This is a genomic window from Streptomyces sp. NPDC104096, from assembly GCF_055584385.1.
This window is the reverse complement of the sequence record NZ_JBVJMD010000038.1, coordinates 61,226-87,488: the sequence shown is the minus strand read 5'-3', so window position 1 is coordinate 87,488 and position 26,263 is coordinate 61,226. Positions and strand designations below refer to the sequence as shown.

Genomic DNA, 26,263 nt, shown 5'->3' with positions numbered 1-26,263 from the left:
GTGGTGTGGCGGCGGTCGCCCCCCAAACGCCCCCCCCCCCCCCCCCCCCCCGGGGGGCGCCCCGGCCCCCCCCCCCCCCCCCCCCCGGGGGGGCCCCCCCCCCCCGGGCCCCCCCCGCCGCCCTGCCGTGGGCCTCGGAGCTGTTCGGGGCCCTCAGACCCGGGCCGCGGCCTCCTCGTAGGAGAGACCGCCGCCCGCCGCGTACGCGGTCTCGTACTCCTCGTCGCCGAGCGCGGCCCGCACGGAGCGCTCCGCCAGGTCCTGCACCGCGCGCTCCATGACCCCGGCGACATGGCCGGGGGGCAGCAGTCCGGCGGCGGTGCCCAGGCAGCGGGCCGCGTCCCGGGCGCGGGCGCCGCCGTCGACCTGGGCGAGGGAGACCGCCGCGACCGACAGGTAGATGGAGCGCATGTGGGGGGCGATGTTCTGCGCGAGCCGGTCGCCGGCCTTCTCCAGTGCCTGCCGGACGGTGGCCAGGGACTCCTCGTGGCGGCCGTCGACCGCGTCCAGCCAGGCCTCCGAGCCCAGGATGAACGCGTCGAAGACCACGAAGTGGGCCAGCCCGAACTCCTCGCGCAGCAGCCCGATGTGCTCGCGCGCCTCGACCGTACGGCCTTTCACGCTGAGCCAGCCGGACAGGAAGAGCCGGGCGAAGGGCCTCGCCTCGTTGGACGGGTTCTCCCCCAGGCCGATCACCCCGCGCAGCAGGCGCTCGCCCTCCTCCTCCTGTCCCGCCTCCAGCAGCGCGGCGCCGAGCCGGGCGGTGAGGATCGCCACCTGGGCACGGGCGCCGAGCCGGTCGGAGTGTTCGATGGCCGCCTCGTAGTCGGCGGCGGCCGCTGTATAGGCGCCCTTGCGCTCGTGCGCCTCGGCACGGGCCGAGAGCGCCTCGGCGGTGCCCCAGGCGTCCCCGAGCCGCTGGAAGATCTCCAGCGCCTCGTCGGCGTCGTGGGCCGCGTCGCCCGCCCAGTCGGTGCGGTTGGCCAGCAGGTTGGCACGCATCTGGAGGCTGCCCGCGAGCTCCCACTCGAAGTCCGGCGTCTCGCGGCAGGTCCGCACGGCGGCGTCGATGATGAGCCGGATGCGCTGCATGTCGCCGGTGAGCATCACGGCGAAGAACCAGAGCATCCCGGGCGCGCGGCAGATCTGCGGCATCCCCGGCTCGTACGTCTGGGCCACGACGCGCAGCTTGGCCTGCGCCTGCGGCTGCTGCCAGGCCTCCATCTCGGTGTCCATGCAGGCCAGATGGGAGAGGTGCAGGCCGCGACGGGCCTCGGCGAGGACCTCGCCGGTCATCGGCGGCGGCGCGTCCGTGCAGCGCTGCCACACCGGGGCGGCCGGCCGGACGGGCTCGGTGAACGGGTCGGGGCCGAGGGTCATGACCTCGGCGCACCAGCTGCGGGCCTCGATGCGCAGATCACGCATCTGCCAGTACCAGACGAGCGACAGGACCAGGCACAGGGCCTCCTGCTCGTCGCGGGCGGCCACGGCGTGGCGCAGCGCGGTGCGCAGGTTCTCGTACTCCGTCTGGAAGCGTTCGATGGCGGCGCGCTGGCCCGGTCCGCGCAGCAACGGGTCGGTGGTGCGGGCGAGTTCGCGGTAGTACGTCAGGTGCGCGCGCTCCGCCTCGACACGCCGGCCCGCCTCGTCGAGGCGCTCGCCCGCGTACTCGGCGACGGTCTCCAGGAGGCGGTAGCGCATCCCGGCGTCCGGGCCCTGGGCCGGGCGCGGCTCGGCTCCCGGCGCCGGGCCCCCGCCCGGGGCCCGGTCCGTGCCCAACTCCGGCGGGACGGCCGAAGGCGCGGCCACCACAAGGGACTTGTCGACCAGCGAGCCGAGCGCCTCCAGCGCGGCCGGACCGCACACGGCCTCGGCGGCGGCGAGGTCGCAGCCGCCCGCGAAGACCGACAGGCGCCGCAGGACGTCCCGTTCGTCCTCGTCGAGCAGGTCCCAGGACCAGTCGACGACCGCGCGCAGGGTCTGCTGGCGGGGGCGGACGGTACGGCTGCCGGAGGTGAGCAGCCGGAAGCGGTCGTCGAGCCGGTCCGCGATCTGGCGGGGCGTCAGCATCCGCAGCCGGGCGGCGGCGAGTTCGATGGCCAGGGGCAGCCCGTCGAGCCGCCGGCAGATCTCGGCGCAGGCCTCGGCGTCGTCCGCGATCCGGAAGCCGGGCCGGGCGGCCGCGCCGCGCTCGGCGAGCAGCCGCAGGGCGGCCGGCTCGGGCAGCGGCTCCACCGGGCGCAGCAGTTCCCCGGGCACGCCGAGGGGCTCGCGGCTGGTGGCGAGCACCGTCAGCTCCGGGCAGCGTTCCAGCAGTTCCTCGACGAGCCGGGCGGCCGCCTCGACGACGTGCTCGCAGTTGTCGAGGACGATCAGCATGCGCCGTCGGGCGCAGTGCTCGACCAGCCGCTCCACGGGGTCGTCGTACCGGTCGGCGGCCGCCGCCCGTATGCCCTCGGCGCCGGCGCCGTGCAGCACGGTCTCGCGGGCGCCGATGGCGGTGAGCACGGCCTCCGGGACGTCGGACGGATCGTCGACGGGGGCGAGTTCGGCCAGCCACACCCCGTCCCGGGCCAGGTCGCGCACGCCCTCCGCGGACTCCTGGGACAGCCGGGTCTTCCCGGCGCCGCCCGGCCCGAGCAGGGTGACGAGCCGGGCCCCGGCGAGGTCTCCCCGGATGGCATCGATGTCGGCCTCCCGGCCCACGAAGGAGGTGAGGCGGGCCCGGAGGTTGCCCGGCCTCTGGGGGTGGGACTCGTCGGCCACGGCGGGCGGGCGGGCGCCGGACACCTGCCGCGCGGGCCCGGCCGTCCCCACGGGCGGGTTGAGCAACTCCGTGTGCAGCGCCCGCAGTTCCGGTCCCGGATCGGAGCCTAGACGGTCCGCGAGCAGCTGTCGTACGTCCTCGTAGGCGGCCAGTGCCTCGGCGGTGCGGCCCGCGTCGCGCAGGGCGCGCAGCCGCAGCGTCTGAAGGGGTTCGTCGAGGGGATGGGCCTCGCACAGCGCGGTCAGTTCGGGCAGGGACTGCTCGGCCTGGCCGAGGGCGAGCGCGGCGGTGTGGCGTGCGCGCAACGCGTCCAGGCGCCGGGTCCCGCAGCGGGCGGCCCGCGCGGTGCGGTCGGGCAGGTCGGCGAGGGCGGGTCCGTGCCACAGGGCGAGGGCGTCGTCGAGGACGCCGGCCGCCTTCGCGGGGTCGCCGTCGGCCAGGGCGCGCAGGCCGTCGGCGGTCAGCCGCTCGAACCGGTGCAGGTCGATGTCGTCGGCCGCGGCGGTGAGCCGGTAGCCGCCCTCCACGGAGGCCACCGCGTCCGCGCCGAGCGCCCGGCGCAGCCGGCCGACCAGCGCCTGGAGCGCGCCCGGCGCGTCGGCGGGCGGGTCACCGTCCCACACCTCGTCGACCAGCAGGCTCACGGGGACGGTACGGCCGGGCCGCAGGGCCAGCACGGTGACCAGGGCGCGCAGCCGCGCCCCGCCGACCGCGACGGACGTGCCGTCGGCGCGGAGTGCCTGGGTGGTGCCGAGGATGCGATAGCGCACGGGGTCCATTGTCTCCGGTGGCGTCGGGGCAGGTCACGGGGTTCGGTCGGCGGGGCGTGCCCCGGGGGTCGTGGGGAGGTCGCTCGCGCCCCGGTGGCCGTCTCCCCGCCCACCTCCGGCCGCCTGTCCCCCGTCCCCTCACGACGGCCCGCTCCCGGAAACCGTACTCAGCCCCTCCGGCAGCGTACGCAGCGCCTCCGGCGCCGGTCCCGCGGTCCCGGCGCCCGGCACGGCCCCGGCGGGCGGGACGCCCCGCGCCCGGCGCGCCGCGCGGGACAGCCGTGAGCCGGCGCCGGGCACCTCCGGCGTCACCGGGCCCCCTCCTCGGACCGGTGGCGGCCCCGGCCGTCCTCCCCGCGCACACCTCACCGTCGTCGGAACGGACGTCGAACCGGTCGTCGGACCACTTCGGGCAGCCCTCCGCCGGCCGCAGCCGCAGGCGTCCGGGCACCGGCTCCCACGAACGCGCGCCGCGCGCGGTCCCGGCGTGGTTCCGGCACACCGCCCGGACGGCCCGCACCCGGCCGGGGACCTCGGGCCACCGGGCGCCGTGCCGTCGGCTTCGAACGGGGTGCCGCAGCATTCCGTCCGTCGGCCGGGGTAGAACACGTGCCAGAGTCCCATGGCCCCACCTTCCCGGGAACGGCGACCGGACGCGAGACGTTTTCCCCGTGTTCGCCCCGCGCCCGGTACGGTCGGGCTTCCCAGCACCCACGCAGCGCCCGGACGCAGTACAGGAGCCCGACTGATGACCGCCACCACCACCCGCCACAGCGACCGGCGGATCAGCCCCGTCTTCGTCGGCATCCTGGCCGTCACCGCGGTCACGGGCTGGGCGACCTGGACCGGCTTCGCCGAGCAGCCGGGGGTGGCCGTGTTCCTGTTCGTGACGGCCGCGTGGATCGTGTCGCTGTGTCTGCACGAGTACGCGCACGCGCGCACCGCCCTGCACAGCGGCGACATCACGGTGGGGTCGAAGGGCTATCTGACCCTCAATCCGCTCAAGTACACCCACGCGCTGCTCAGCATCGTGCTGCCCGTGCTGTTCGTGATCATGGGCGGGATCGGGCTCCCCGGCGGTGCCGTCTTCATCGAGCGCGGGCGCATCCGGGGACGCTGGCGGCACAGCCTGATCTCCGCCGCGGGACCGCTGACGAACGTGCTGTTCGCGGCCGTGTGCACGGCCCCGTTCTGGCTGGGCGCGCTGGACGGCGTGCCGAGCGGCTTCCGGTACGCGCTGGCCTTCCTCGCCCTGCTCCAGGTCACGGCCGCGCTGCTGAACTTCCTGCCGGTGCCCGGTCTCGACGGCTACGGCGTCATCGAGCCCTGGCTGTCGTACAACGTCAGGCGCCAGGTGGAGCCGTTCGCGCCGTTCGGACTGCTGTTCGTGTTCGCGCTGCTGTGGCTCCCGTCCGTCAACCACGCCTTCTTCGACGTGATCGACACGATCCTGCGCGGCCTCGGGATCAGCGGCAACGACACGTACTGCGGCCAGGCGCTCTACCGCTTCTGGGAGGGTACGAACGAATTCTGCGCGGTCAGCCCGTGACGGAGGGGCCCTGCGCCCGGGAGCGCTTGAAGTAGTACCAGGTCATGTTGGACGACAGACCCGCCAGCAGCACCCAGACGACGCCCAGCCAGCTGCCCTGCACGAACGAGACGACCGCCGCGACGACGGCGAGGAGGCAGACGACGAGGCTGTAGAGGGCGAGGCGGGGCATGGGGACGGCTCCTGTCGGGGGACACTGCTGGCGCCGTCCAGTGTCCCCCATCGCGCCGGCCGTCCGGCACGGGCTCACCCGCCGGGGCGCCGTCCGCGCACCGGTCGGCCCGCGGACGCCGCGCCGGGCCGGCCGGCGGCGCGGCTCACACGTCGGTGACCCGCAGCCCCGCGTGCGCCTTGTAGCGCCGGTTGACGGAGATCAGGTTGGCGACCAGCGACTCCACCTGGTGGGCGTTGCGCAGCCGGCCGGCGAAGACACCGCGCATCCCGGGGATGCGGCCGGCCAGCGCCTGGACGATCTCCACGTCGGCGCGCTCCTCGCCGAGGACCATGACGTCCGTGTCGATCTCGTCGATCTCCGCGTCCTGGAGCAGCACCGCGGACAGGTGGTGGAAGGCGGCCGTCACCCGCGAGTCCGTAAGCAGGGCGGCGGCCTGCTGGGCGGCGCTGCCCTCCTCGGGCTTCAGCGCGTAGGCGCCCTGCTTGTCGAAGCCGAGCGGGTTGACGCAGTCGACCACGAGCTTGCCCGCGAGTTCCTCGCGCAGCGACTGGAGCGTCTCGCCGTGGCCGTCCCAGGGCACGGCGACGATCACGATGTCGCTGCGTCGCGCGGTCTCGGCGTTGTCGGCGCCCTCGATCCCCAGACCGAGTTCGTCGGCGGCGGCCCGCGCGCGTTCGGCGGCCCGCGAACCGATGATCACCTTCTGCCCGGCCCTGGCGAGCCGGTAGGCCAGGCCCTTGCCCTGCGGCCCGGTCCCGCCGAGCACACCGACGACGAGCCCGGAGACGTCGGGGAGCTTCCAGGGGTCCTTGGCGGGGGCCTTCTGTGCACTGTCGCTAGAGGTCATGCGCCGACTTTACGTGCGGGCCGGGCCGCCCATCGGGTCAGGTGAGCTCCGTCACGGGCACGCGGTGGAACGCGATCGTCTCGTAGGGGCCGAAGTCGCCCGTCTCGTAGAGCAGTCCGACGGTGTCCGAGTCGACGCGCACCAGGTCGGAGTAGGCGGCGGGCAGCCCGCTCACCGTGTGCGCCGGCCGCCAGGTGAGACCGCCGTCGACCGAGGCGCGCACCGTCATCAGGGCGCGGGCGGCGGGGTCGGCGGGGCCGGAGAAGAGCAGGACGTCGGGGTCGCGCAGGTGCAGGACGCTGCCCTCGCAGACGGGGGCGGTCAGACCGGCCTGCGGGCGGAAGGGTTTTTGCAGGGTGCGGCCGCCGTCCGCGGAGTGGGCGTCGGCCCTGTTGCCCGGTGACGGGGAGTCGTTGCGGGTGTTGAAGTAGACGCGCCCGTCGGGGAGTTCGGCGGCGGTGGTCTCGTTGACGTTGACGTAACCGTCGGTGTTCTCGTCGACGTAGCCGAGGTACCAGGTCGCGCCCCGGTCGTCGCTGAGCAGACAGTGGCCGCTGTTGTACCGCGGCTCGTTGCCGAGGTCGGTGCCGGTGGGCGGGACGGTGTGGTTGGCGGCGACGACCACCCGGCCCGAGCTCAACTGGAGGGCGTGGCCGGGGGTGGTGGCGTACCAGCGCCAGCCCGGCCGTTTCACCTGCCTGGTGATCTCCGTCGGGCGCGACCAGGTCACGCCGTGGTCGTCGCTGTGCTGCACCCACACCCGCCGGCCGTCGGCGTCCTTGACCTTGCCGCGCAGGACGGCGTCCTCGGTGGCGGTGCCGGATGCCCGGACGTGGACGAGCAGGACCCGGCCGGTGTCGAGGACGACCGGGGCGGGATTCCCCGCGAGGTCGGTGCCGTTGGCCGCGACCACGGTCCGCGCGCCCCAGGTGCGGCCGCCGTCCGTGGAGCGCTTCAGCACGATGTCGATGTTGCCGTGGTCGCGCGCGGAGTCGACGCGGCCCTCGCAGAAGGCGAGCAGGGCGCCGGAGGCGGCGCGGACCACCGCCGGGATCCGGTAGCTCGCATACCCCTCGCGGCCCGCGCGGAAGGGGACGGTGGTCTCGGTCATGGGAACTCCTCAGGCCCTGTCTCCCGTGTGTCCCCCACGTCCCCTCCTTCCCCGGGTCGGGCGAATTCGGGGTGAACTGCGGGTCACGAGTGATGGGTTGAGGCAGTATGCGGCTGTATGGACGCCGTACGGGTCGCGCTGTTGCGTGAAGTGCTCGCCGGGACCGAGTGGCTGGGCGCCACCCGGCGGTTCGCGGGGGTGCTGCGCGGATCCGTGGTGTCGCACGGGGGCGGTCTGCTGCTGGTGGGGACGCCGGGGTACGAGCCCTGGCATCTGGCCGCGCATCTGGTGGACGAGGCCGCTTGGTCGGGGACGCCGGAGCTGGCCCCCACGCTCGTACGGCACGACGCGCGCGCCTCGGACCCGGCGCACCTGGCGGCCGGTCTCGGCCGGATCGAGGCGGCGCGGCGGGGCGAGACGCTGCTGGTGGTGGCGCCCGAGGGGCCGGGCGGCCCGCTGCTGGAGCGGGTGCACGACGCCCGCCGGGCCGGGGCGACGGTCCTGACGCTCGGCCGCGGGGACCGCGACCTGGTGTCCATGGCCCATGAGTCGCTCGCCGTGCCGGAGAGCACCGATCTGGACCTGGACACCGTGCAGCACCTGGTCAGCGCCGGGGCCGGGGAGAACGCGCTGCCCGCCCCCCGGGGGCGCCGACGGCTGCGGGACCGGCTGTCCGGCCTGGCCGACCGGCTGACGGCACCGCCACCGGCCCCCTGGTGAGGACCGGGGCGGCGGGACCCGGCGACCGGGGCCCGCCGCCCCGAAGGCGTGGTCAGTCCTCGTCCGGGGTGCCGCCCGCCGGGGTGTCGTGCCAGCGGGGGTCGGTCTCCCACTGGAGGTTGCGCTCGCGGGCGGTGTCCATCGCGTGCTGGGCCTCTTCGCGGCTGGTGTACGGGCCGAAGCGGTTCTTGCCCGGACAGTCCGGCCCCTCCTCCACCTTCTTGTGCTCCAGGCAGTAGTACCACTCGCCCGGCTTGCCGACGGTGCGCTTCTTGAACAGGGCCATGACCAGCTCCTCTCGCCATCGACATGTTCCCCCATCCCCGCTGGTTAGACTCGCTGGCATGTCTGGCCAGTCGCTGCTCGTACCAGGTGAGCTCTCTCCCGCCCGTTCCGTGCCCGGAAACATCCGCCGCCCCGAGTACGTCGGACGGCCCGCGCCGAAGCCGTACACCGGACCGGAGGTGCAGACGCCCGAGACGATCGAGGCGATGCGCCGGGCCGGCCGGATCGCCGCGCGGGCGATGGCCGAGGCCGCGAAGGTCATCGCGCCGGGTGTGACGACGGACGAACTCGACAAGGTGGCGCACGACTACATGTGCGACCACGGCGCCTATCCGTCCACGCTCGGCTACCGCGGCTTCCCCAAGTCCCTGTGCACCAGTGTCAACGAGGTCATCTGCCACGGCATCCCCGACTCCACGGTGCTGCGCGACGGCGACATCGTGAACCTCGACGTGACGGCGTACATCGGCGGGGTGCACGGCGACAACAACGCCACGTACCTGGTCGGCGAGGTGGACGAGGAGTCGCGGCTGCTGGTGGAGCGGACCCGGGAGTCCCTCGACCGCGCGATCAAGGCGGTCCGGCCCGGTCGGCAGATCAACATCATCGGCCGGGTGATCGAGTCGTACGCCAAGCGGTTCGGGTACGGCGTGGTCCGGGACTTCACCGGGCACGGGATCAACTCGTCGTTCCACTCCGGGCTGATCGTCCCGCACTACGACAGTCCGCACGCGACGACGCTGATCCAGCCGGGGATGACCTTCACGATCGAGCCGATGCTGACCCTCGGCACCCACGAGTACGACATGTGGGACGACGGCTGGACGGTCGTCACCAAGGACCGCCGGCGGACGGCCCAGTTCGAGCACACGCTCGTGGTCACGGACACCGGCGCGGAGATCCTCACCCTGCCGTAGCACCGCCCGCCCCGCTTCAGGCCCGCTCTCCCCGGAGAGCGGGCCTTCCTCGTTGCCCGCCGACACGGGGGCCGCTTCCCGTTACGAGGGCCGGGATCCGGGGAAACGTCCTTGCAGACTTGCCGACAGAACGTCGGCAACCTGTTGACTTAGGTAAGGCTTACCTTAGATGATGCGCTCCATGGACTCCTTTTCGACAGTCATCCGCACCGCGTCGCACGAACAGCACACGGAGGCCGAGACCTCGACGTTCATGAGCGATCTGCTCGGCGGCCGACTGGGTGTGGACGCGTACACGCGCTACACCGAGCAGCTGTGGTTCGTCTACGAGGCGCTGGAAGCCGCGTCCGAGCGGCTGGCCGGGGACCCGGTGGCCGGGCCGTTCGTCCGGCCGGAGCTGTTCCGGCTGGCCGCGCTGGAGCGGGACCTGGCGCATCTGCGCGGTGCCGACTGGCGGACGGGCCTTTCCGCGCTGCCCGCGACGCGGGCGTACGCGGACCGGGTGCGCGAATGCGCCGAGCGGTGGCCCGCCGGGTACATCGCCCACCACTACACCCGTTATCTCGGCGACCTCTCCGGCGGCCAGATCATCCGCGACCGGGCGGAACGGACCTGGGGCTTCGCGCGCAAGGGCGACGGGGTCCGCTTCTACGTCTTCGAGGAGATCGACAACCCGGCCGCGTTCAAGCGCGGCTACCGCGAGCTGCTGGACACGGTCCGGGCCGACGATCTGGAGCGGCAGCGGATCGTGACGGAGTGCAAGCGGGCGTTCGCGCTGAACACGGCGGTGTTCGGCGCGCTGGCCGAGGAGTTCCCGCTCAGCGCGTGAGCGCGCCCCACGCACCCGCGGGGCCGCCGGCGGAGGGCGTCTCCCGGCCCCGAGGCGTCCGGGCGGCCCCCGAACGCCTCCCGGGCGGGCGTCAGCGTTCCAGGAGGACCCGGCCGCCGATCTCCACCCAGCCGTACGGCTGGGGCGCGGTCAGGATCTGGGAGCCCGCGCCCTGCGTGATGTTGAGCGCCCGGCCGAGCTGCTCGGTCAGCAGGATCGCCGCCGCGCCCGTCGCCTCGTCCTCGTCGATGCCGTCGTCACGGCCGGGGAAGGCGCGGGCGCGCACGCGTCCTGCGGCCTCGTCCTCCCAGGCCCAGGCGTAGATCCACTCGCCGGGCGGCGGGACGGTGAGGGCGTCGACCTCTGCCGCGGTGGCGTACTGGCGCAGGGTGCGCGGCGGGACCCATTCGGCCCGCGCCTCGATCCAGCTGAACTCGCCGTCCTGCCGCGCCCCGACCACTCCGGCCGGTGTGACCAGTTCGGGCACGTCCACGAGCCAGGCCGTGCCGACGCAGGGGTGTCCGGCGAACGGCAGCCGCAGGGTGGGCGTGTAGATGTCGATGACACCGCGCTCGGGGTCGTCCACGAACACCGTCTCGCTGAAGCCCAGTTTCAGCGCCAGGGCCTGCCGGTCGTCCCGGTCCGGCAGCCGGGAGCCGTCGCGGACGACACCCAGCTCGTTGCCGTACCCGCCGTTCGCCGCGCAGAACACGCGCAGCACGTCGTAATCAGTCACCGGGGAATTGAAGCACCGACCGGGACGCGACGTCGTCCCAGGTGGCCGGGGTGCGGCAGGGGGCGGACCGGGGCGGCCCGACACGGCCGGCCCGGTCCGCCCCCGGACAGAGGTGCTACGCCTCCGTACGGCGCCTGCGCACGACGTACACCGTGCCCGCGCCCGCCGCCACGGCCGCGGCGCCCGCCGCGCCCAGGGCGCCGACGGGGACGCCCGCACCGGTCGCCGCCATGCTGCCGCCGGTCGTGCCGGCGGACGTGCCGCCGGTGACGGAGCCGGTGGTGCCGCCGGTCGTGGAGCCTCCCGTCGTGCCACCGGTGCCGTCCGTGCCGCCGGAGCCGCCCGTACCGCCGGAGCCCCCGGAGGGGAGTTCGGCGTCGTCGGTCAGGGCCACCGACAGGTCGACCGGGTCGAGTGCGGTGCCCTGGGTGTAGAAGCCGCCGAAGGCCTTCGCGCCGGCCGCGGTCAGCGTCGCGGTGACGTCGTCGAGGGTGAGGACGTCGTCCTCCGGGGTGAGGTCGGCGGAGGCGGTCGTCAGGTCGGCCAGGACCACGTCCTGGGAGGTCCTGCCCAGGCTCGTCACATCGGCGGTCAGTTCGCCCTTGCCGCCGTCCACGGTGGCCTTCAGGCCGGCGAGGGTGAGGTCGAGGCCGTAGGTGCCGTTGTCCTCGTGGCCCTTGAAGTCCACCGCGCCCTCGAAGGCGGCGGAGAGGGTGCCGGCCTCGGTGTCGTAGGTGCCGGTGGCGTCGGGGAAGGTGAAGACGCCGTTGCCCGCGGCCTGGGCGGCACCGCCGGACGCGGTGATGGTGCCCTGGGCGGCGCCGCCCACGACGTACGTGCGGAAGGACTCCTTCACACCCCACACGAGCGTGCCGTCGGCTATGTCACCCCGCGGCGCGGGCTCGGTCGCGGAGCCGGAGGGCGACGGCCTGGTGCCGGGGGACGCGGACGCCGACGCGGAGGCCGAAGCGGTCGCGGACACCGACGGGGACGCGGAGGCCGACTCCGTGGCGGACGTCGACGGGGACGGCGAGGTCGACCCGGTGACCGACGGGCTCGGTGACTGCGTGGCCGGCGGCTGCGCCACCGTCAGCGGGTCGCCGGCCGCGTTCGCGTAGGAGGCGCTGCCGAGGAACGCGCCGGCCTCGGCGGTGAGCGTGGTGCCCAGGTCGGTCATCTCCGGGCCGGTCGGCGCGGCGACCTCGGCGACCGGCACGTCCTGCTGCTTCGCTCCGTCGTCCGCGACCAGGTCGGCGGTCAGGACGCCCGCGCCGCTGTCGTAACGGAGGTCGGACAGCACCCGGGTGAAGCCGTGGGCCGTGGACCGGACGGTCAGGGTGCCCTGGAAGGCCAGGCGCACGGCGTGGGTGGTGGTGTCGTAGGTGCCCTGGCCGTCGGTGAAGGTGAAGACGCCGTTGTCCGCGGCCTGCGTGGCGCCGTCGGACGCCGTGAACGTGCCCTGCGCCCAGGGTCCGGTCACGTAGGAGCGGTACGACTCCTTGATGCCCCAGGTCAACCGGTAGCCGGTGAGCGGCACTTCGGCCGCGGAGGCGGTGGGGGCGAGGGCGAGCGCGGCGGCGCCCAGGGTGGTGGCCGTGGCCACCGCGGCGGCGAGGGCGAGCGGTCGTCTGCGGGGACGGATGCTGGCGGGCATGGCGGGATCTCTCCTCGATACGGGGATGCAGGGGGAACAGGGCCGGCCGGGGCCGGTCAGGGCCGGTTCTCGGCAGGCGCGTGGGCAGAGGCGTCGGCAGAGGCGTCGGCGGTCGCCGTGCGGGGGCGCCGGGTGCGGCGGCGGGCCGCCGTGAACAGCGCGGCCGCCAGCAGCAGGGCGCCCGCCGCGAGGGCGAAGGCCTGGGCCGCGCCGCCTCGGCCGCCGGTGGAGGTGCTCGCGACGGGCTCCGCAGAGGTCTTCGGCGCGTCCGGCGACACCGGCGTGGGCACGGCGGACGCGGTGTCGCCGGCCGTGTCGCCGAGGTCGGGCAGCGCGGGCAGCACGGCGCCGTCGGTCAGGGTCACGGCCAGCGACACCGGGTCCATCGCGGTGCCCGCCGGGTACACCCCGCCGAAGGCCTTCGCGCCGTCGGCGGTGAGCTTCGCGGGCGCCTCGGTGAGCGCGACCAGACCGTGGTCGTCCTTCAGCCCATTCGCGGCGAAGGTGACGAGCGGGACCTTCTTCCGGGTGAGGTCCGCGCCCGCGACATCGGCGTACAGGGTGCCGACGCCGTGGTCGACGACGGCCCGCAGTCCGCTCAGTTCCAGGTCGAGGCCGCGGTCCCCGGTGAAGCGCACCGCCCCGGCGAACCGGGCCGTCAGAGCGCCCTCGCGGTACGTGCCCCGGCCCGCGGGGAAACGGAAGAGCGCGCCGCCGTCCCGGGCGCCGGCGGACAGGGTCCACCGCCCGTTCGCGATGCCTCCGGTGACGTACTCCCGGTAGGTGCGCCGTACGCCCCAGTCGACGGCGCCGTCCTCGATCGCGTCGCCCGCGCGCTCCTTCCTCACGGCCGCCTTCGTGCGCGAGGGCGTGGGCGTGGCCGGGCCCGGGGCCTGCTTCGCGGGCCGCACGTCCACGGCCAGGCTCACCGGGTCGAGGGCCGTCCCGGCGGTGTAGTACCCGGCGAAGGACCTGGCGCCCTGCGAGGTCAGCGTGGCGGGCACGCCGGCGAGGACGACCGAGGTGCCGGCGCCCCTCATGTCGATGCCGCCCAGGGAGAGGGCGGCGAAGGGCACCTGAGAGGACGTCGTGACCGTCCCGGTGCCCTTCGCCTTGCTGGTGACGTCCAGGTAGAGCGTGCCGGTGGAGCCGGTGACGCGGACGCTGGGGCGGCTGAGCGTGAGGTCCAACTGGTAAGCGCCGTCCGCCGCCTTGTGGCCGACGAAGCGGACCCCGCCCGCGAAGGCGGCGCGGAAGGCGCCGGTGGCGGCGTCGTAGGCGCCCGTCGCCGAGTGGAAGCGGAAGCCGCTCGCGCCCACGGTGGCGGCGCCGCCGGTCAGGGAGTAACCGCCGTTCGCTACGGGCCCGGTGACATAGCTCTGGAACGAGGACTTGACGCCCCAGTCGAGCCGGCCGCCCTGGACGGTACGGCTCGCGGCGTGCGCGCCGGCGGCCGGGAGCAGGGCCCCGAGCACAGCCGCGCACAACACGGCGACGAGGGCACGAAGACGTGCGGGCATGGCAGGTCCTCCGGACACGGTACGGGAGCGGTGACGGTGGCGAACATAGGTAAGGCTAACCTAAGCTTCATCCGCTCCACACCGACTGACGCCCCGAGAGAAACGGACGGACCGTGCGACGCTTGCGCACCCAACTGGCGGCAGCACTGGTCTCGGTGCTCGCCCTCACCCTCACCGCGGCCGGCTGCACGGCCGCCTCCGACGGCTCCGGAGCACCGGGGCGAGCGGCCACGGCGACCGGACGGGCCGACCGCGTCGAGCCGTTGACGGACACCCCGCAGCCCCGGCTGCCGGTCACCGTCACCTCCGCCGACGGCCGGAAGGTGACCGTCGCCGAGGCCCGGCGCGTGGTGCCGCTGTCCGGCAGCCTCAGCGAGATCGTCTTCACGCTCGGCCTCGGCGACCGTGTCGTCGCCCGCGACATCACCGCGACCTTCGAACAGGCCGCGGAACTGCCGGTGGTGACCCGCAATCACGACGTGTCGGCCGAGAGCGTGCTCGCCCTGCGCCCCGATCTGGTCCTCGCCGAGACGACGACCGGCCCGCGGGAGGCGATGGACCAGATCCGGGCCGCGGGGGTGCCCGTCCTGGTGGTCGGCCCGGCCCGGGGTCTGGCCGACGTGGGCCCGCGCATCCGGGCCGTGGCCGACGCCCTCGGCGTACCGGCCGCGGGGACGGAACTGGCCCGGCGCTCGCAGCAGCGGATCGCCGCCGTGCGCGAGGAGATTCCACGGCACACCGGCAAGCCGCGGGTCGCCTTCCTCTATCTGCGCGGCTCGGCCTCCGTGTACCTCATCGGCGGCGCGCGCTCGGGCGCGGTCTCGCTCCTGGAGGCGGCCGGGGCCGTCGACGCGGGCGCGGAGTCGGGGCTGGACAAGGACTTCACCGCCATCACCACCGAGGCGCTCGTCCGGGCGGCGCCGGACGCGATCCTCGTCATGGCCAAGGGACTCGAGTCGGTCGGCGGGATCGAGGGGCTGGTGAAGATCCCCGGTGTCGCCCAGACGCCGGCCGGGGCGGACCGGCGGGTGGTGTCCGTCGAGGACGGCGTGCTGCTCAACTACGGGCCGCGCACCGACCAGGTGCTGGAGTCGATCGTGACGCAGCTGTACGGGGGTGATGCGCGATGACCGCCGTCGAGGACGAGCCGGTACGGTCCACGGCCGTCGGGGGCGGGCCCGTACGGCCCCCGGCCGTCGTCCCCGCACCCGCCGGACGCGGCACCGCCGCCTGGCTCACCGCCGGGCTGGTGCTCGGTCTGCTCGTCCTCGTGCCGGTCGCCGCCGGGCTGGGCGCGTACCCGATCCCGACCGGTGACGTGCTGTCCTCCGTGCAGCACCGGATCGGCCTGGGCGGCGCGGAGTCGGACCGGGTCGCCGAGTCGGTGCTGTGGAACGTGCGCTTCCCGCGGATCGTGCTCGCGCTGCTCGTCGGCGCCTCGCTGGGCTGCGCGGGCGCCTTGATGCAGGGGGTGTTCGGCAACCCGCTCGCCGAGCCGGGCGTCATCGGCGTCTCCTCGGGCGCGGCGGTCGGCGCGGTCGCCGCGATCGCGTTCGGGCTGGACTTCCTCGGCAGCTGGACGGTGCCGGCCGCCGCCTTCGCCGCCGGGCTCGGCACGGTCCTGCTGGTGTACGCGATGTCGCGCTCCGGCGGCCGTACGGAGGTGGTGACGCTGATCCTCACCGGGATCGCGGTGAACGCCTTCGCGGGCGCGCTGATCGGGCTGTTCCTGTTCCTCGCGGACACCGCGGCGGTCAACCAGATCGCGTTCTGGCAGCTCGGCTCGCTCTCCCAGGCGACCTGGCCGAAGGTGCTCGCGGTACTGCCGTGCGCGGCGGCCGGGCTGGCGCTGGCGCCCCGGTACTCCCGCCGGCTGGACCTGCTGGCGCTGGGCGAGCGGCCGGCCCGGCATCTGGGCGTGGAGGTGGAGCGGCTGCGGATCGTGCTGGTCCTGGTCATCGCGCTGCTGACGGCGGCGGCGGTGAGCGTCTGCGGGATCGTGGGCTTCGTCGGCCTGGTCGTACCGCATCTGCTGCGGATGGCGGCGGGGCCGGGGCACCGGTTCCTGGTGCCGGGCAGCGCCCTGCTGGGCGCGTTCGTCCTGCTCGCCGCCGATCTGACGGCCCGTACCCTCGCCGCCCCCGCCGAACTCCCGCTCGGCGTCCTCACCGCCCTGCTCGGCAGCCCCTTCTTCTTCTGGCTGCTGCGCCGCACCCGCCGCGGACAGGGGGGCTGGGCATGAACGCTCGGCGGCCCGGGCGCGAGGAGCGCGTCCACGGGGCCGCCCCGAAGGCGGGAACAGCACGCAGGACATCTCCCCGAACGCATGAGGAGCGGCCGTGAGACTCCCCCGAGCGCTCCTGCGCCCCCGCCCGCTGCCGCCTCCCCCGGTCCGCCCGGGCCAGGTCCTGGCCGCCGCCGAGGCCCTGCGCGTGCGTCTCGGCACCCGCGAGGTGCTGCGCGGCGTGGACGTGGACGTGCGGGCGGGCGAGGTGCTCGCGCTGGTCGGGCCCAACGGCGCGGGGAAGTCGACGCTGCTCGGCGCCCTCGCCGCCGACCTCCCGGCCGCCGGGGGCGCGGTACGCGTCCACGGGCGCCCGGCGGCCGAGTGGTCCGCCGCCGAACTGGCCCTGCGCCGCGCGGTCCTGCCGCAGGAGGCCGCGCTGTCCTTCCCGTTCACGGTCGAGGAGGTCGTCCGGATGGGCCGCGCCCCGCACCCGGCCTCGCCCGCGGAGGACGACCGGGCGGTGGCCGAGGCGATGGCCGCGACGCAGATGTCCGGCTTCGCCGCGCGGCCGTTCTCCGCGCTCAGCGGCGGTGAGCGGGCCCGGGTCGCGCTGGCCCGGGTGCTGGCCCAGGCGGCTCCGCTGCTGCTGCTGGACGAGCCGACCGCCGCGCTGGACCTCAAGTACCAGGAGTCGGTGCTGCGGCTGTGCCGGGCAAGGGCGCAGGCCGGTGACGCGGTGGTCGTGGTGTTGCACGACCTGGGGCTCGCCGCGGCCTACGCGCACCGGGTCGCGATCCTGTGCGCCGGTGGTGTCGCGGCCGACGGGCCGCCGGCCGAGGTCTTCTCCGAACACCTGCTGTCCGAGGTCTACGACCACCCCGTCGAGGTGCTGCGTCACCCGCGCACCGGCGCCACGCTCGTAAACCCGAAGCGGAATCTTTGAATCAGCTTTGACTCGTTGTTTACGTACCAATTGAGCAGTCGTGATCATCTCGTGGCCTTACGGCGCCTATGAGAGGTGAATCACGCCACGCAGGGGTATCGGACAGGTAAGCCTCGGTTAAGTTAGGCCAGCCTCACCAATCCTTGTGAGTACCGTCACGCCGTTTTCCAGCCACCCGTGGGAGCCTGCATGCGAGCCGCCAGACTGTCCGTCGTCACCGCCGTCGCCACCGCCGCGGCTCTGACCGCCGTCACGGGCTGCACGCAGAAGAGCACCGCCTCCGACGACGCCGGCGCGATACAGGTGACCGCCGCGGACTCGACGTGCAAGACGTCCACCGCGTCGGTGCCGGCCGGTCAGGTCACGCTGAAGATCGAGAACAAGGGCTCCAAGGCGACCGAGGTCGAGATCCTCTTCCCGGACGACCGGATCGTCTCCGAGAAGGAGAACATCGGCCCGGGCACGAAGTACACGCTGACCGCCGAGGTGAAGTCCGGGTCGTACGAGATCGCCTGCCGCCCCGGCATGAAGGGCCTCGGCATCCGGCAGAAGCTCACCGTGACGGGCGGCTCGGCCGCCAAGCGCAACCCCGAGCTGGACAGGGCGGTCGCCGCCTACCGCGAGTACGCGCAGGAGCAGGCCGACGCCACGCTGCCGCTCGTCGAGACCTTCGCCGCCGCCGTCAAGGCCGGTGACCTGGAAGCCGCCAAGAAGGCCTTCGCGCCCTCCCGCCTCGGCTGGGAGCGCACCGAGCCGGTCGCCGAGTCCTTCGGCGACATCGACCCCAAGGTCGACGTGCGCGCCGACGGCCTCGAAGAGGGCCAGGAGTGGACGGGCTGGCACCGCCTGGAGAAGTCGCTCTGGGAGGACAAGAAGATCGCCGACACCGACAAGAGCCTCGCCGACCGGCTGGTCACCGACCTGAAGGACTGGCAGAAGCGGGTCGGCAAGGCCGAGATCACCCCGACCTCGATGGCCAACGGCGCCAAGGAACTGCTCGACGAGGTCGCCACCGGCAAGGTCACCGGCGAGGAGGACCGCTACTCGCACACCGACCTGTCCGACTTCAAGGGCAACGTCGAGGGCGCGCAGAAGGCGTACGAGCTGCTGAAGCCGGTCGCGCAGAAGAACGACGCGGCGCTGGCCGGCGAGCTGGACAAGCAGTTCGCCGCGCTGGACGCGCTGCTGGACAAGTACCGCGCGGACAAGACCTCGTACGACTTCGTCTCCTACGACAAGGTCACCGGGGACCAGCGCAAGGAGCTCTCGGACGCGGTGAACGCGCTCGCCGAGCCGCTGTCCAAGCTCGCCGCCGCCGTCGTGAAGTAGGAGAGGCACCGATGACGGACGCTCAGGACACCACCGCCGAGGCGGCCTCCGGCGGCGCGCCCACCCGGCGCTCGCTCATCGGCTGGGGCGGCGCGGGCCTCGCGCTCGGCGCCGCCGCCGCGGGCGGCGCGGTGGCGATGACCCGGGTCGGCAACGACGTGGACCCGGCCGCCGCCGAGACCGGCGCCGCGGTCGCCTTCCACGGCGCCAACCAGGCGGGCATCGCGACGCCGGTCCAGGACCGGCTGCACTTCGCCGCGTTCGACGTGAAGACCGACGACCGCGCCGCGTTCGTCCAGATGCTGAAGGACTGGACCGAGGCCGCCCGGCGGATGACCGCGGGCAAGGCGGTCGGCGAGGGCGCCTACGGCGGGCTCGCCGAGGCGCCGCCGGACGACACCGGCGAGGCGCTGGGCCTGAAGCCCTCGCGGCTGACCCTCACCATCGGCTTCGGCCCGTCGTTCTTCGACCGGTTCGGTCTGGCCGACCGGCGCCCGGCGGCGCTCGTCGACCTGCCCAAGTTCCCCGGCGAGAACCTCGACAGAGCCCGCACCGGCGGCGACCTGTGCATCCAGGCGTGCGCGGACGACCCGCAGGTCGCCGTGCACGCGATCCGCAACCTGGCCCGCATCGGCTTCGGCAAGGTCGCCATCCGCTGGTCCCAGCTCGGCTTCGGCAAGACCTCGTCGACGACCCCCGACGCCCAGACCCCGCGCAACCTCATGGGGTTCAAGGACGGCACCCGCAACATCGCGGGGACGGAGACGGACCGGCTGAAGAAGTTCGTCTGGGTCGGCGACTCCGACGTCGACGCCAAGTCGTCCTGGATGAACGGGGGTTCGTACCTCGTCGCCCGGCGCATCCGGATGAACATCGAGACCTGGGACCGCACCTCGCTCCAGGAGCAGGAGGACGTCTTCGGCCGCGACAAGGGCGAGGGCGCGCCGGTCGGCAGGGCCAAGGAGCACGACGCGCCGTTCCTGAAGGCGATGAAGCCCGACGCGCACGTGCGCCTCGCGCACCCCGACTCCAACGACGGGATCACCATCCTGCGCCGGGGCTACTCCTTCACCGACGGCACCGACGGTCTCGGCCGGCTCGACGCGGGTCTGTTCTTCCTGGCCTACATGCGCGACGTGCGCAAGGGGTTCATCCCGCTGCAACGCCGGCTGTCGGCGTCCGACGCGCTCAACGAATACATCCAGCACGTGGGTTCGGCGCACTTCGCCGTCCCGCCGGGCGTCCGGGACAAGGACGACTGGTGGGGCCGGGCGCTGTTCTCCGAGGAGGCGTAGTCCGTGTTCTCCAACTATCTGATCGGCCTGCGCGAGGGACTGGAAGCCAGCCTCGTCGTCTGCATCCTGATCGCCTACCTGGTCAAGACCGGCCGCCGGGACGCCCTGCGGCCGATCTGGATCGGCATCGGCATCGCGGTCGCCATCGCGATGGGCTTCGGCTGCGTCCTCGAATTCGGCTCTCAGGAGCTGACGTTCGAGGCGCAGGAGGCGCTCGGCGGCTCCCTGTCGATCGTCGCGGTCGGCCTGGTGACGTGGATGGTCTTCTGGATGCGGCGCACCGCCCGCCATCTGAAGTCCGAGCTGCACGGCAAGCTGGACGCGGCGCTGGCGATGGGCACCGGCGCGCTGGTCGCCACCGCCTTCCTCGCGGTGGGCCGGGAGGGCCTGGAGACCGCCCTGTTCGTGTGGGCGTCGGTGCACGCGGCCAGCGACGGCACCCCTCGCCCGCTGGTCGGCGTCGCGCTGGGCCTGGCGACCGCGGTCCTGCTGGGCTGGCTGTTCTACCGGGGCGCCCTGAAGATCAACCTCGCCAAGTTCTTCACCTGGACCGGCGGCATGCTGGTCGTGGTCGCGGCGGGCGTGCTCGCGTACGGCGTGCACGACCTCCAGGAGGCCAACTGGCTGCCGGGCATCCGCAGTCTGGCCTTCGACATCAGCGACACCGTCGACCCGGGCAGCTGGTACGGCACCCTCCTCAAGGGCGTCTTCAACTTCCAGCCCGACCCGACCGTGTTCCAGGTCACGGTGTGGCTGCTGTACCTGGTCCCGACACTCGCGGTGTTCCTCGCCCCGGTAGGGTTCGCCTCCGGGAAGGGGAAGGTGACGGCACCTGATGACCAGGGTTCGCGGCCCGCGAAGGCCGAGCAGTCTTGAGCGGAGCGCGCTGATCGCGGCCTCGGTGGCCGTCCTGTCGCTGACGGCGGGCGGCTGCGTGGTGGTGCACGGCGAGCGCGAGGTGCTCCCGGCCACCACGGCCCCCGAGGCCGCCGAGGCGCTCGGGCAGTTCACCACCGCGTACAACAAGGCCGACCAGGCGTACGACCGTTCCCTGGACGCGGACTTCGTCACCGGCGCCCTCTCGGACATCGACGGGGCGCGGCTGACGGCCGGGCACAGCGTCAGCCCGTCCGGCAATGCGGCGCACACCGCGCTGACGTTCACCGACGTGCGGTACACCATCCCCGAGAAGGCGGGCTGGCCCCGCTGGTTCGTCGCCGACGCCAAGGCCAACAAGGGCGGCACGGCACGCTGGCTGATGGTGTTCCTGCGGAGCGGCCTGTCCGAGCCGTGGCGGGTGTCGTACCTGACGCTGGTCGCCCCGGACGCCGTACCGCGGTTCGCCAAGGACAAGGACGGCTGGGCGGAGGCCGTCCCCGTGAACTCCACGGAACTGGCCGTGTCCCCCGCCGACCTGAGCCAGGACTACGCGACGTACCTCAGGAACGGCGGGAAGTCCTTCGCCGACGGCACGTACACCAGCGTGCTGCGCGCGGACCGGACGAAGGGCGCCAGCCGGCCGGGGCTGGCCACGCAGTACATCGACGAGGCGCTGACCCGGGACGACTACGCCCCGCTGGCGTTGCGCACGGCGGACGGCGGGGCGCTGGTGTTCTTCACCACGCACCACTACGTGAAGCAGACGGCCGCCGCCGGCGCGTCCGTCCCCACGCCCAACAAGAGCGTGCAGGCGCTGACCAAGGGCGAGATCAAGCAGTCCCTGACGATGGAGTTCGTCTCCAACCAGGTGGTACTGGACCCGAAGCAGGGCGCGGGGGCCGGCCAGGTGTCGATGATCGGCAAGGTCCAGGGCCTGACGGCGGGCCGGGGCGAGTAGCCCCGACGTACGTGCGCCGGGCGGTCGGGCGCACGGCCCTGGCGCCGGGCGCCCTCGTCAGTGGCGCAGGGGCCAGGCCGAGGCGGCGTGGTCGGGCTGGGTGCCGGCATGGCGGGAGCAGGCGTCGGTGAGCGCCTCCAGCAGGGTCAGCGGGTCCGGCAGCCGGTGCTCCGGGCCGCGCAGCCAGCGCACCTGCCGTCCGTCGTCCCCGGGCAGCCGGGCCGGCGGTACCAGGACGTAGGAGCCCCGGCAGTGCCAGCGCATGCCCGGGTGCTCGTCCGCCGTCTCCGGATGGCAGTCCAGCTCGCACGGCCACCACTCGTCCTCGTCCTCGGGGGTGCCGCGGGTGAGGGTGAAGAAGAGCATCCGCCCGTCGTCGCTCTCGGCGACCGGACCGACCTCGACGCCTGCGGACAGCAGGCTCTCCAGCGCCTCGGCACCGGCCTCCAGGGGCACGTCGAGGACGTCGTGCACCATGCCGGTCGCGGTGATGAAGTTGGCCTGCGGCTGGTGCCGGGCCCAGCGCTCGATCTGCGCGCGGTCGGTCGTGGACTGCGTCTGCCACGCGAACGACACGGGGTGCCGGGCGGGCGTGGGACAGCCGACGCGGTCGCAGGAGCACCGGTAGCCCGGTGCCGGGTGCGCGGCGGGCGCGAGGGGCAGTCCCGCCCGGGCGGCGGCCAGCAGCAGGGCCTCACGGCCGCCGGTGTCGGCGGTCTCCTTCGGGCGGCGTCCGCGCAGCCACTGGGTGAGTCTGCCCTGTCGGCGGGTACCGCCACCGTTCTCCGCGCTCATCTATCGCCTCGCCTCGCTGTCGTGCGGCCAGCATGCCTCATCGTCCCACCATCCTGCCCATCGGGGAGCCAGTGCCCCCGATCGGGGCAGGTGGTGACGAGGGGGGCATAGGGGTTACGGCGGGTTACATGCGGCACATCGACACCCGGATCGTTAACTTTCGCGCCTCGCACGCCGTCCGCGCCCGCCTTGCACGCCCGCCTTGCACGCCTGCCTTGCACGCCTGCCCTCCGCGCCGGGCGGGCTCAGCCGGTCGCGTCGTCCCCGGCGTCCCCGGCGCCATCGCCGTACGGAGGCCAGGCGTCGCCCCAGTCCGCGTCGCGCGCGGCCCTGTACAGGTCGCCGTGGCGCTTGGTGACCGTCGTACGGCGCAGCTGTTCGTCGGCCTCGCACAGGTCGAGCAGGACCTGGCCCTTGCGGATCTGCGGGCGCCGGACCACCCGCGCGGGGGCCGGGGTCGCCGGGAGGCGGGTGGCGGCGACGTAGCTGAACTTCTCGTCCTCGTACGGGAGGGAGCCGCCCTTGACCTGCCGGTGCAGCGAGGAACGGCTGACCCGGGCCGAGAAGTGGCACCAGTCCGTGCCGGGGACGATGGGGCAGGCGGCGCTGTGCGGGCAGGGTGCGGCGATCCGGAAGCCGGCGGCGACCAGGCGGTCGCGGGCGGCGATGACGCGGGCGTAGCCGTCGGGGGTGCCGGGCTCGATGACCACGACGCTCCCGGCGGCGGCCGCGGCCGCGTCGACGACGGACGCGCGGTCGGCCTCGGTGAGTTCGCCGAGCACGTACGACACCGTGACGAGATCGGTGCTCTCGATGGTGAGCGCCGCTCCGATCCGAGAGCGCTGCCAACGGGCGTCCCGCAGGGCGGGGTTGGCCGCGGCGATCTCGCGGCCCAGGGCGAGCGCGGGCTCGGCCCAGTCCAGCACGGTCACCGGCCGGGCCCCGTCCCAGGTCGCGCTGACCGCCCAGGTCGCCGCGCCGGTGCCGCCGCCGACGTCGACATGGCCGGCGGGCGCCCAGCCGGGCACGGCGTCGGCGAACGCCTCCAGCGCGGCCCGTACCGCCTCGAAGGTCGCCGGCATCCGGTACGCCGCGTACGCGGCGACGTCCGCGCGGTCCCGCAGGATCGGCGCGTCGGTGGGGGTGGCCCCCCGGTAGTTGGCGATGAGCCGCTCCACGGCTTTCGAGGCCTGCCTGGGCGGGAGCCCGTCGAGAAGGGCGGCAAGGGCGCCGCGGAGGGTCTCGGCCGGGGCTGCGGGGACGTTCACCCGGTGATTCTCTCAGGTCCCGGACGGCCCCGGGCCGCCCGGGGACCCGGCGGCCACGCGCCTGCGGGCCCGGCGGTCGCGCGCCACCGGGCCCGACCACGCGGCCGGACCCTCCCGGCTGTCCGCCATGGTGGATCCCGTCGGACGGGTCGCCGTGGAGGACTTGTCGGACGGGGGCGCCGCTACGCCCCGCGCACCGCTCGGGCCAGCCGGGTCGCGGCCGCCGCGCGCGGTCCGCTGTCCGCCGGGCGTCGCCTCGGGTGGACCGTGTTGGCCAGCAGCACCAGGAACGTGTCCGTGGCCCGGTCCAGGACCAGCGACGTCCCCGTGAAGCCGGTGTGGCCCGCCGCCCCCCGGCCCGCCAGCTCCCCCATGAACCACGGCTGGTCCAGGGCGAAGCCGAGGCCGGGCGCGGTCAGCAGGAGTTCCACGAAGTCCGGGCCGAGGATGCGGGCGGGCCCGTACGAGCCGCCGGCCAGCAGCGCGCGGCAGAACACCGCCAGGTCGCGCCCGGTGGAGAACAGGCCCGCGTGACCGGCCACCCCGCCCAGCGCCCAGGCGTTCTCGTCGTGCACCACGCCCCGCAGCATCCCCCGGTCCGCCTTGGCCCACGGGCGCCGCTGGTCCTCGGTGGCCGCCGCGCCCGGGCAGGGGCCGTACCGGGTGGCCGTCATGCCCAGCGGGCGGGTGATGCCGTCGTGGACGAGCACGTCGAGGCCGCGGCCGCCGACGCGTTCCAGGACGTGCTGGAGCAGCAGCATGTTCAGGTCGGAGTAGCGGTACGCGCCGGGCGCGCCCACCGGCGCCTCCGTCCGCAGCCGCGCCAGCCGCTCGGTGTCGTCCGCGCAGTCGTACAGCGGGAGTTCGGGACGCAGCCCGGAGGTGTGGGTGAGCAGCTGCCGTACGGTGATGCCGTGTTCGGCGGCGGCACGGAAGTCCGGCAGATACGCGCCCACCAGGGCGTCGATGCCGAGCGTGCCCCGCTCGATCTGCTGCACGGCGGCGACCGAGGTGAACAGTTTGGTAAGGGAGGCCAGGTCGAAGGGCGTGTCGACGGTCATCGGCACCCGGGCCCCGGGCGGCGCCTCCACCCCGGTGTCGGTCTCCGGGTCGTACGAGGCGTAGCGCACCGCCCAGCCCGCGGCCTCCGCCACGGCGATCACCGGGCCGCGTCCGGCGACCACGACGGTGCCCGCCGCCCAGGGGCGCTCCCCCGCGGTGAGTTCGCGCACCTCGCGGACGAGGCGGCCCAGTTCGCGGGCGTCCAGCCCGGCGCGCTCCGGTGTGTCGATGCGCAGTCTCGGCGCGCTCAGTTGCCCTCCCCGGGGCTCTCGGCCTCGTGCGTGATCGCACGTGCGTGCCAGGGACGGCACAGTCCCACGAAGCAGGCCACCGCCACCAGTGCGGCCGTCAGCTGGACGAGCGCCATGGGGACGGCGGTGTGCTCGCCCGCGATGCCGACCAGTGGTGAGGCGATCGCCCCGACGAGGAAGGAGGTCGTGCCGAGCAGGGCGGAGGCGGCGCCCGCGGCGTGCCGCACGCGCATCAGGGCGAGGGTCTGGGCGTTGGGCAGGGTGAGGCTCATCGCGGACATCAGCACGAACAGCCCGGCGGCGACCGGGACCAGGCCGGCCTCGCCGAACGCGCCGGTCGCCATCAGCAGCAGGGCGACCGCGGCGAGGACCACGACCGCGAGGCCCGCGGCCAGCACCCGGTCCAGGCGGACCCGGCCGACCAGCACCCGGCCGTTGATCTGGCCGACGACGATCAGTCCCACGGAGTTCAGGCCGAACAGCAGGCTGTAGGTCTGCGGGGAGGCGCCGTAGATCTCCTGCACCACGAACGGCGAGGCCGATATGTAGGCGAACAGCGCGGCGAAGGCGAAGCCGCCCGTGAGCATGTACCCGGCGAAGACGCGGTCGGCGAGCAGTCCGCGCATGGTGCGCAGCGCCTCGCCGACCCCGCCGCCGTGCCGCCGCGCGGGAGGCAGCGTCTCGGGCAGTCTCGCCCAGACCACCGCCGTCAGCACGACGCTCACGCCCGTCAGCAGGACGAAGACACCGCGCCAGTCGGTCAGCCGCAGGATCTGCCCGCCGACGAGCGGCGCGACGATCGGGGCGACCCCGGAGACCAGCATGAGCGTGGAGAAGAAGCGGGCCATGGCCACACCGTCGTACAGGTCGCGCACGACCGCCCGCGCGATCACGATGCCGGCGGCGCCCGCGAGCCCCTGCGCCAGCCGGAAGGCGACGAGGAGCTCCACGTCGGGCGCCAGTGCGCACAGGGCGGTGGCGAGGACGTAGACCGCGAGTCCGGCGAGCAGCGGGCGCCTGCGGCCCCAGCGGTCGCTCATCGGGCCGACGACGAGCTGTCCGAGCGCCATGCCCGCCAGGCAGGCGGTGAGGGTGAGCTGGACGGTCGCGGCGGGCGCGTGCAGGGCGCGGGTGACCTCCGGCAGGGCGGGCAGGTACATGTCCATCGCCAGCGGGGGTGTCGCGGTCAGCGCGCCCAGGACGAGGACGACCAGCAGGCCGGTCCGGCGCTGCGCCGGACCGCCGGTCGCCGTCGCCCCGGACTCGACGCCGTGCTCCAGTCCGGGTGTCCCCGCGGTGCGCTCGGACATGCGCCCCTCCCTCTCCGAGTGATCCGCCGCCTATGCTCTCAGCTCGTACAGACTGCCGAAGGCCAC

Annotated in this window: 23 protein-coding genes and 1 pseudogene; 11 read left to right on the top strand and 13 right to left on the bottom strand. The window is 74.2% G+C overall.

Annotated features, from left to right (window positions below):
- Positions 1-153 precede the first annotated feature (153 nt).
- Positions 154-3,546, bottom strand: coding sequence for an AfsR/SARP family transcriptional regulator (locus ACZ60B_RS30100; RefSeq protein ID WP_469392414.1), 3,393 nt, complete (start codon positions 3,544-3,546; stop codon positions 154-156).
- Positions 3,547-3,931: 385 nt separating this feature from the next.
- A pseudogene (locus tag ACZ60B_RS30095) lies at positions 3,932-4,120 on the bottom strand (DUF6578 domain-containing protein); the annotation flags it as partial.
- Positions 4,121-4,285: 165 nt separating this feature from the next.
- Between ACZ60B_RS30095 and ACZ60B_RS30090 the strand changes: the two are divergent.
- Entirely contained in the window at positions 4,286-5,086 is an 801-nt protein-coding gene (locus ACZ60B_RS30090) for a site-2 protease family protein (protein WP_469392412.1), read from the top strand.
- On the opposite strand, the gene ACZ60B_RS30085 is transcribed toward ACZ60B_RS30090, so the two are convergent.
- The 3 genes from ACZ60B_RS30085 to ACZ60B_RS30075 all read right to left on the bottom strand — a co-directional run bounded on the left by ACZ60B_RS30085 (position 5,076) and on the right by ACZ60B_RS30075 (position 7,219).
- Positions 5,076-5,258, bottom strand: coding sequence for a hypothetical protein (locus ACZ60B_RS30085; protein ID WP_392616889.1), 183 nt, complete (start codon positions 5,256-5,258; stop codon positions 5,076-5,078). The genes ACZ60B_RS30090 and ACZ60B_RS30085 overlap by 11 nt on opposite strands.
- A 145-nt stretch (positions 5,259-5,403) precedes the next feature.
- Entirely contained in the window at positions 5,404-6,108 is a 705-nt protein-coding gene (npdG, locus tag ACZ60B_RS30080; protein ID WP_469392410.1) for an NADPH-dependent F420 reductase, read from the bottom strand.
- A gap of 37 nt (positions 6,109-6,145) precedes the next feature.
- Positions 6,146-7,219 carry a sialidase family protein gene (locus tag ACZ60B_RS30075; protein ID WP_469392408.1) on the bottom strand — a complete coding sequence of 358 codons (1,074 nt, stop codon included), beginning with the start codon at positions 7,217-7,219 and terminating at the stop codon, positions 6,146-6,148.
- A gap of 117 nt (positions 7,220-7,336) precedes the next feature.
- Here ACZ60B_RS30075 and ACZ60B_RS30070 point away from each other — a divergent pair, with 117 nt between their 5' ends.
- Positions 7,337-7,939 carry a hypothetical protein gene (locus ACZ60B_RS30070; protein ID WP_469392406.1) on the top strand — a complete coding sequence of 201 codons (603 nt, stop codon included), beginning with the start codon at positions 7,337-7,339 and terminating at the stop codon, positions 7,937-7,939.
- A 52-nt stretch (positions 7,940-7,991) separates the two neighbouring features.
- Here the strand turns inward: ACZ60B_RS30070 and ACZ60B_RS30065 are convergent, their stop codons facing one another.
- Positions 7,992-8,225 (bottom strand): hypothetical protein, encoded by a 234-nt coding sequence (locus ACZ60B_RS30065; protein ID WP_469392403.1) that lies wholly within the window; start codon positions 8,223-8,225, stop codon positions 7,992-7,994.
- 58 nt (positions 8,226-8,283) lie between these two features.
- Between ACZ60B_RS30065 and map the strand changes: the two genes are divergently transcribed.
- Together map and ACZ60B_RS30055 are read left to right on the top strand one after the other, a co-directional pair.
- Entirely contained in the window at positions 8,284-9,141 is an 858-nt protein-coding gene (map, locus tag ACZ60B_RS30060) for a type I methionyl aminopeptidase (protein WP_469392401.1), read from the top strand.
- 181 nt (positions 9,142-9,322) lie between these two features.
- A complete protein-coding gene (locus tag ACZ60B_RS30055; RefSeq protein WP_469392399.1) occupies positions 9,323-9,970 on the top strand; it encodes a biliverdin-producing heme oxygenase in 648 nt (215 codons plus the stop codon).
- Positions 9,971-10,061: 91 nt separating this feature from the next.
- On the opposite strand, the gene ACZ60B_RS30050 is transcribed toward ACZ60B_RS30055, so the two are convergent.
- From ACZ60B_RS30050 to ACZ60B_RS30040, 3 genes are all read right to left on the bottom strand, one after another.
- Positions 10,062-10,706: a PhzF family phenazine biosynthesis protein gene (locus tag ACZ60B_RS30050; RefSeq protein WP_469392397.1), complete on the bottom strand. Its 645-nt coding sequence runs from the start codon at positions 10,704-10,706 to the stop codon at positions 10,062-10,064.
- Between the two features lie 115 nt (positions 10,707-10,821).
- Entirely contained in the window at positions 10,822-12,360 is a 1,539-nt protein-coding gene (locus ACZ60B_RS30045; protein ID WP_469392395.1) for an HtaA domain-containing protein, read from the bottom strand.
- A 56-nt stretch (positions 12,361-12,416) separates the two neighbouring features.
- Positions 12,417-13,880: an HtaA domain-containing protein gene (locus ACZ60B_RS30040; protein ID WP_469392393.1), complete on the bottom strand. Its 1,464-nt coding sequence runs from the start codon at positions 13,878-13,880 to the stop codon at positions 12,417-12,419.
- 122 nt (positions 13,881-14,002) lie between these two features.
- On the opposite strand from ACZ60B_RS30040, the gene ACZ60B_RS30035 reads away from it, so the two are divergent.
- From ACZ60B_RS30035 to ACZ60B_RS30005, 7 genes are all read left to right on the top strand, one after another.
- Complete coding sequence (locus tag ACZ60B_RS30035; protein WP_469392391.1) at positions 14,003-15,010, top strand: heme/hemin ABC transporter substrate-binding protein; 1,008 nt, start codon at positions 14,003-14,005, stop codon at positions 15,008-15,010.
- Positions 15,007-16,122, top strand: coding sequence for a FecCD family ABC transporter permease (locus tag ACZ60B_RS30030; protein ID WP_469392389.1), 1,116 nt, complete (start codon positions 15,007-15,009; stop codon positions 16,120-16,122). The genes ACZ60B_RS30035 and ACZ60B_RS30030 overlap by 4 nt, the downstream gene beginning before the upstream one ends.
- A 97-nt stretch (positions 16,123-16,219) precedes the next feature.
- Entirely contained in the window at positions 16,220-17,050 is an 831-nt protein-coding gene (locus ACZ60B_RS30025) for a heme ABC transporter ATP-binding protein (protein WP_469392387.1), read from the top strand.
- A gap of 189 nt (positions 17,051-17,239) precedes the next feature.
- Entirely contained in the window at positions 17,240-18,379 is a 1,140-nt protein-coding gene (efeO, locus tag ACZ60B_RS30020; protein WP_469392385.1) for an iron uptake system protein EfeO, read from the top strand.
- A gap of 11 nt (positions 18,380-18,390) precedes the next feature.
- Positions 18,391-19,674: an iron uptake transporter deferrochelatase/peroxidase subunit gene (gene efeB / locus ACZ60B_RS30015; protein ID WP_469392383.1), complete on the top strand. Its 1,284-nt coding sequence runs from the start codon at positions 18,391-18,393 to the stop codon at positions 19,672-19,674.
- 3 nt (positions 19,675-19,677) lie between these two features.
- A complete protein-coding gene (efeU, locus tag ACZ60B_RS30010; protein ID WP_469392381.1) occupies positions 19,678-20,550 on the top strand; it encodes an iron uptake transporter permease EfeU in 873 nt (290 codons plus the stop codon).
- A complete protein-coding gene (locus ACZ60B_RS30005; protein WP_469392379.1) occupies positions 20,510-21,511 on the top strand; it encodes an SCO2278 family lipoprotein in 1,002 nt (333 codons plus the stop codon). The genes efeU and ACZ60B_RS30005 overlap by 41 nt, the downstream gene beginning before the upstream one ends.
- A gap of 57 nt (positions 21,512-21,568) precedes the next feature.
- Here ACZ60B_RS30005 and ACZ60B_RS30000 read toward each other — a convergent pair whose 3' ends face one another.
- The 4 genes from ACZ60B_RS30000 to ACZ60B_RS29985 form a co-directional block, all read right to left on the bottom strand.
- Complete coding sequence (locus ACZ60B_RS30000; RefSeq protein ID WP_469392377.1) at positions 21,569-22,306, bottom strand: bifunctional DNA primase/polymerase; 738 nt, start codon at positions 22,304-22,306, stop codon at positions 21,569-21,571.
- Between the two features lie 245 nt (positions 22,307-22,551).
- Positions 22,552-23,574: a small ribosomal subunit Rsm22 family protein gene (locus tag ACZ60B_RS29995; protein ID WP_469392375.1), complete on the bottom strand. Its 1,023-nt coding sequence runs from the start codon at positions 23,572-23,574 to the stop codon at positions 22,552-22,554.
- 182 nt (positions 23,575-23,756) lie between these two features.
- A complete protein-coding gene (locus ACZ60B_RS29990; protein ID WP_469392373.1) occupies positions 23,757-24,947 on the bottom strand; it encodes a serine hydrolase domain-containing protein in 1,191 nt (396 codons plus the stop codon).
- Positions 24,884-26,197: a multidrug effflux MFS transporter gene (locus tag ACZ60B_RS29985; protein WP_469392371.1), complete on the bottom strand. Its 1,314-nt coding sequence runs from the start codon at positions 26,195-26,197 to the stop codon at positions 24,884-24,886. The genes ACZ60B_RS29990 and ACZ60B_RS29985 overlap by 64 nt, the downstream gene beginning before the upstream one ends.
- Between the last annotated feature and the right edge of the window lie 66 nt (positions 26,198-26,263).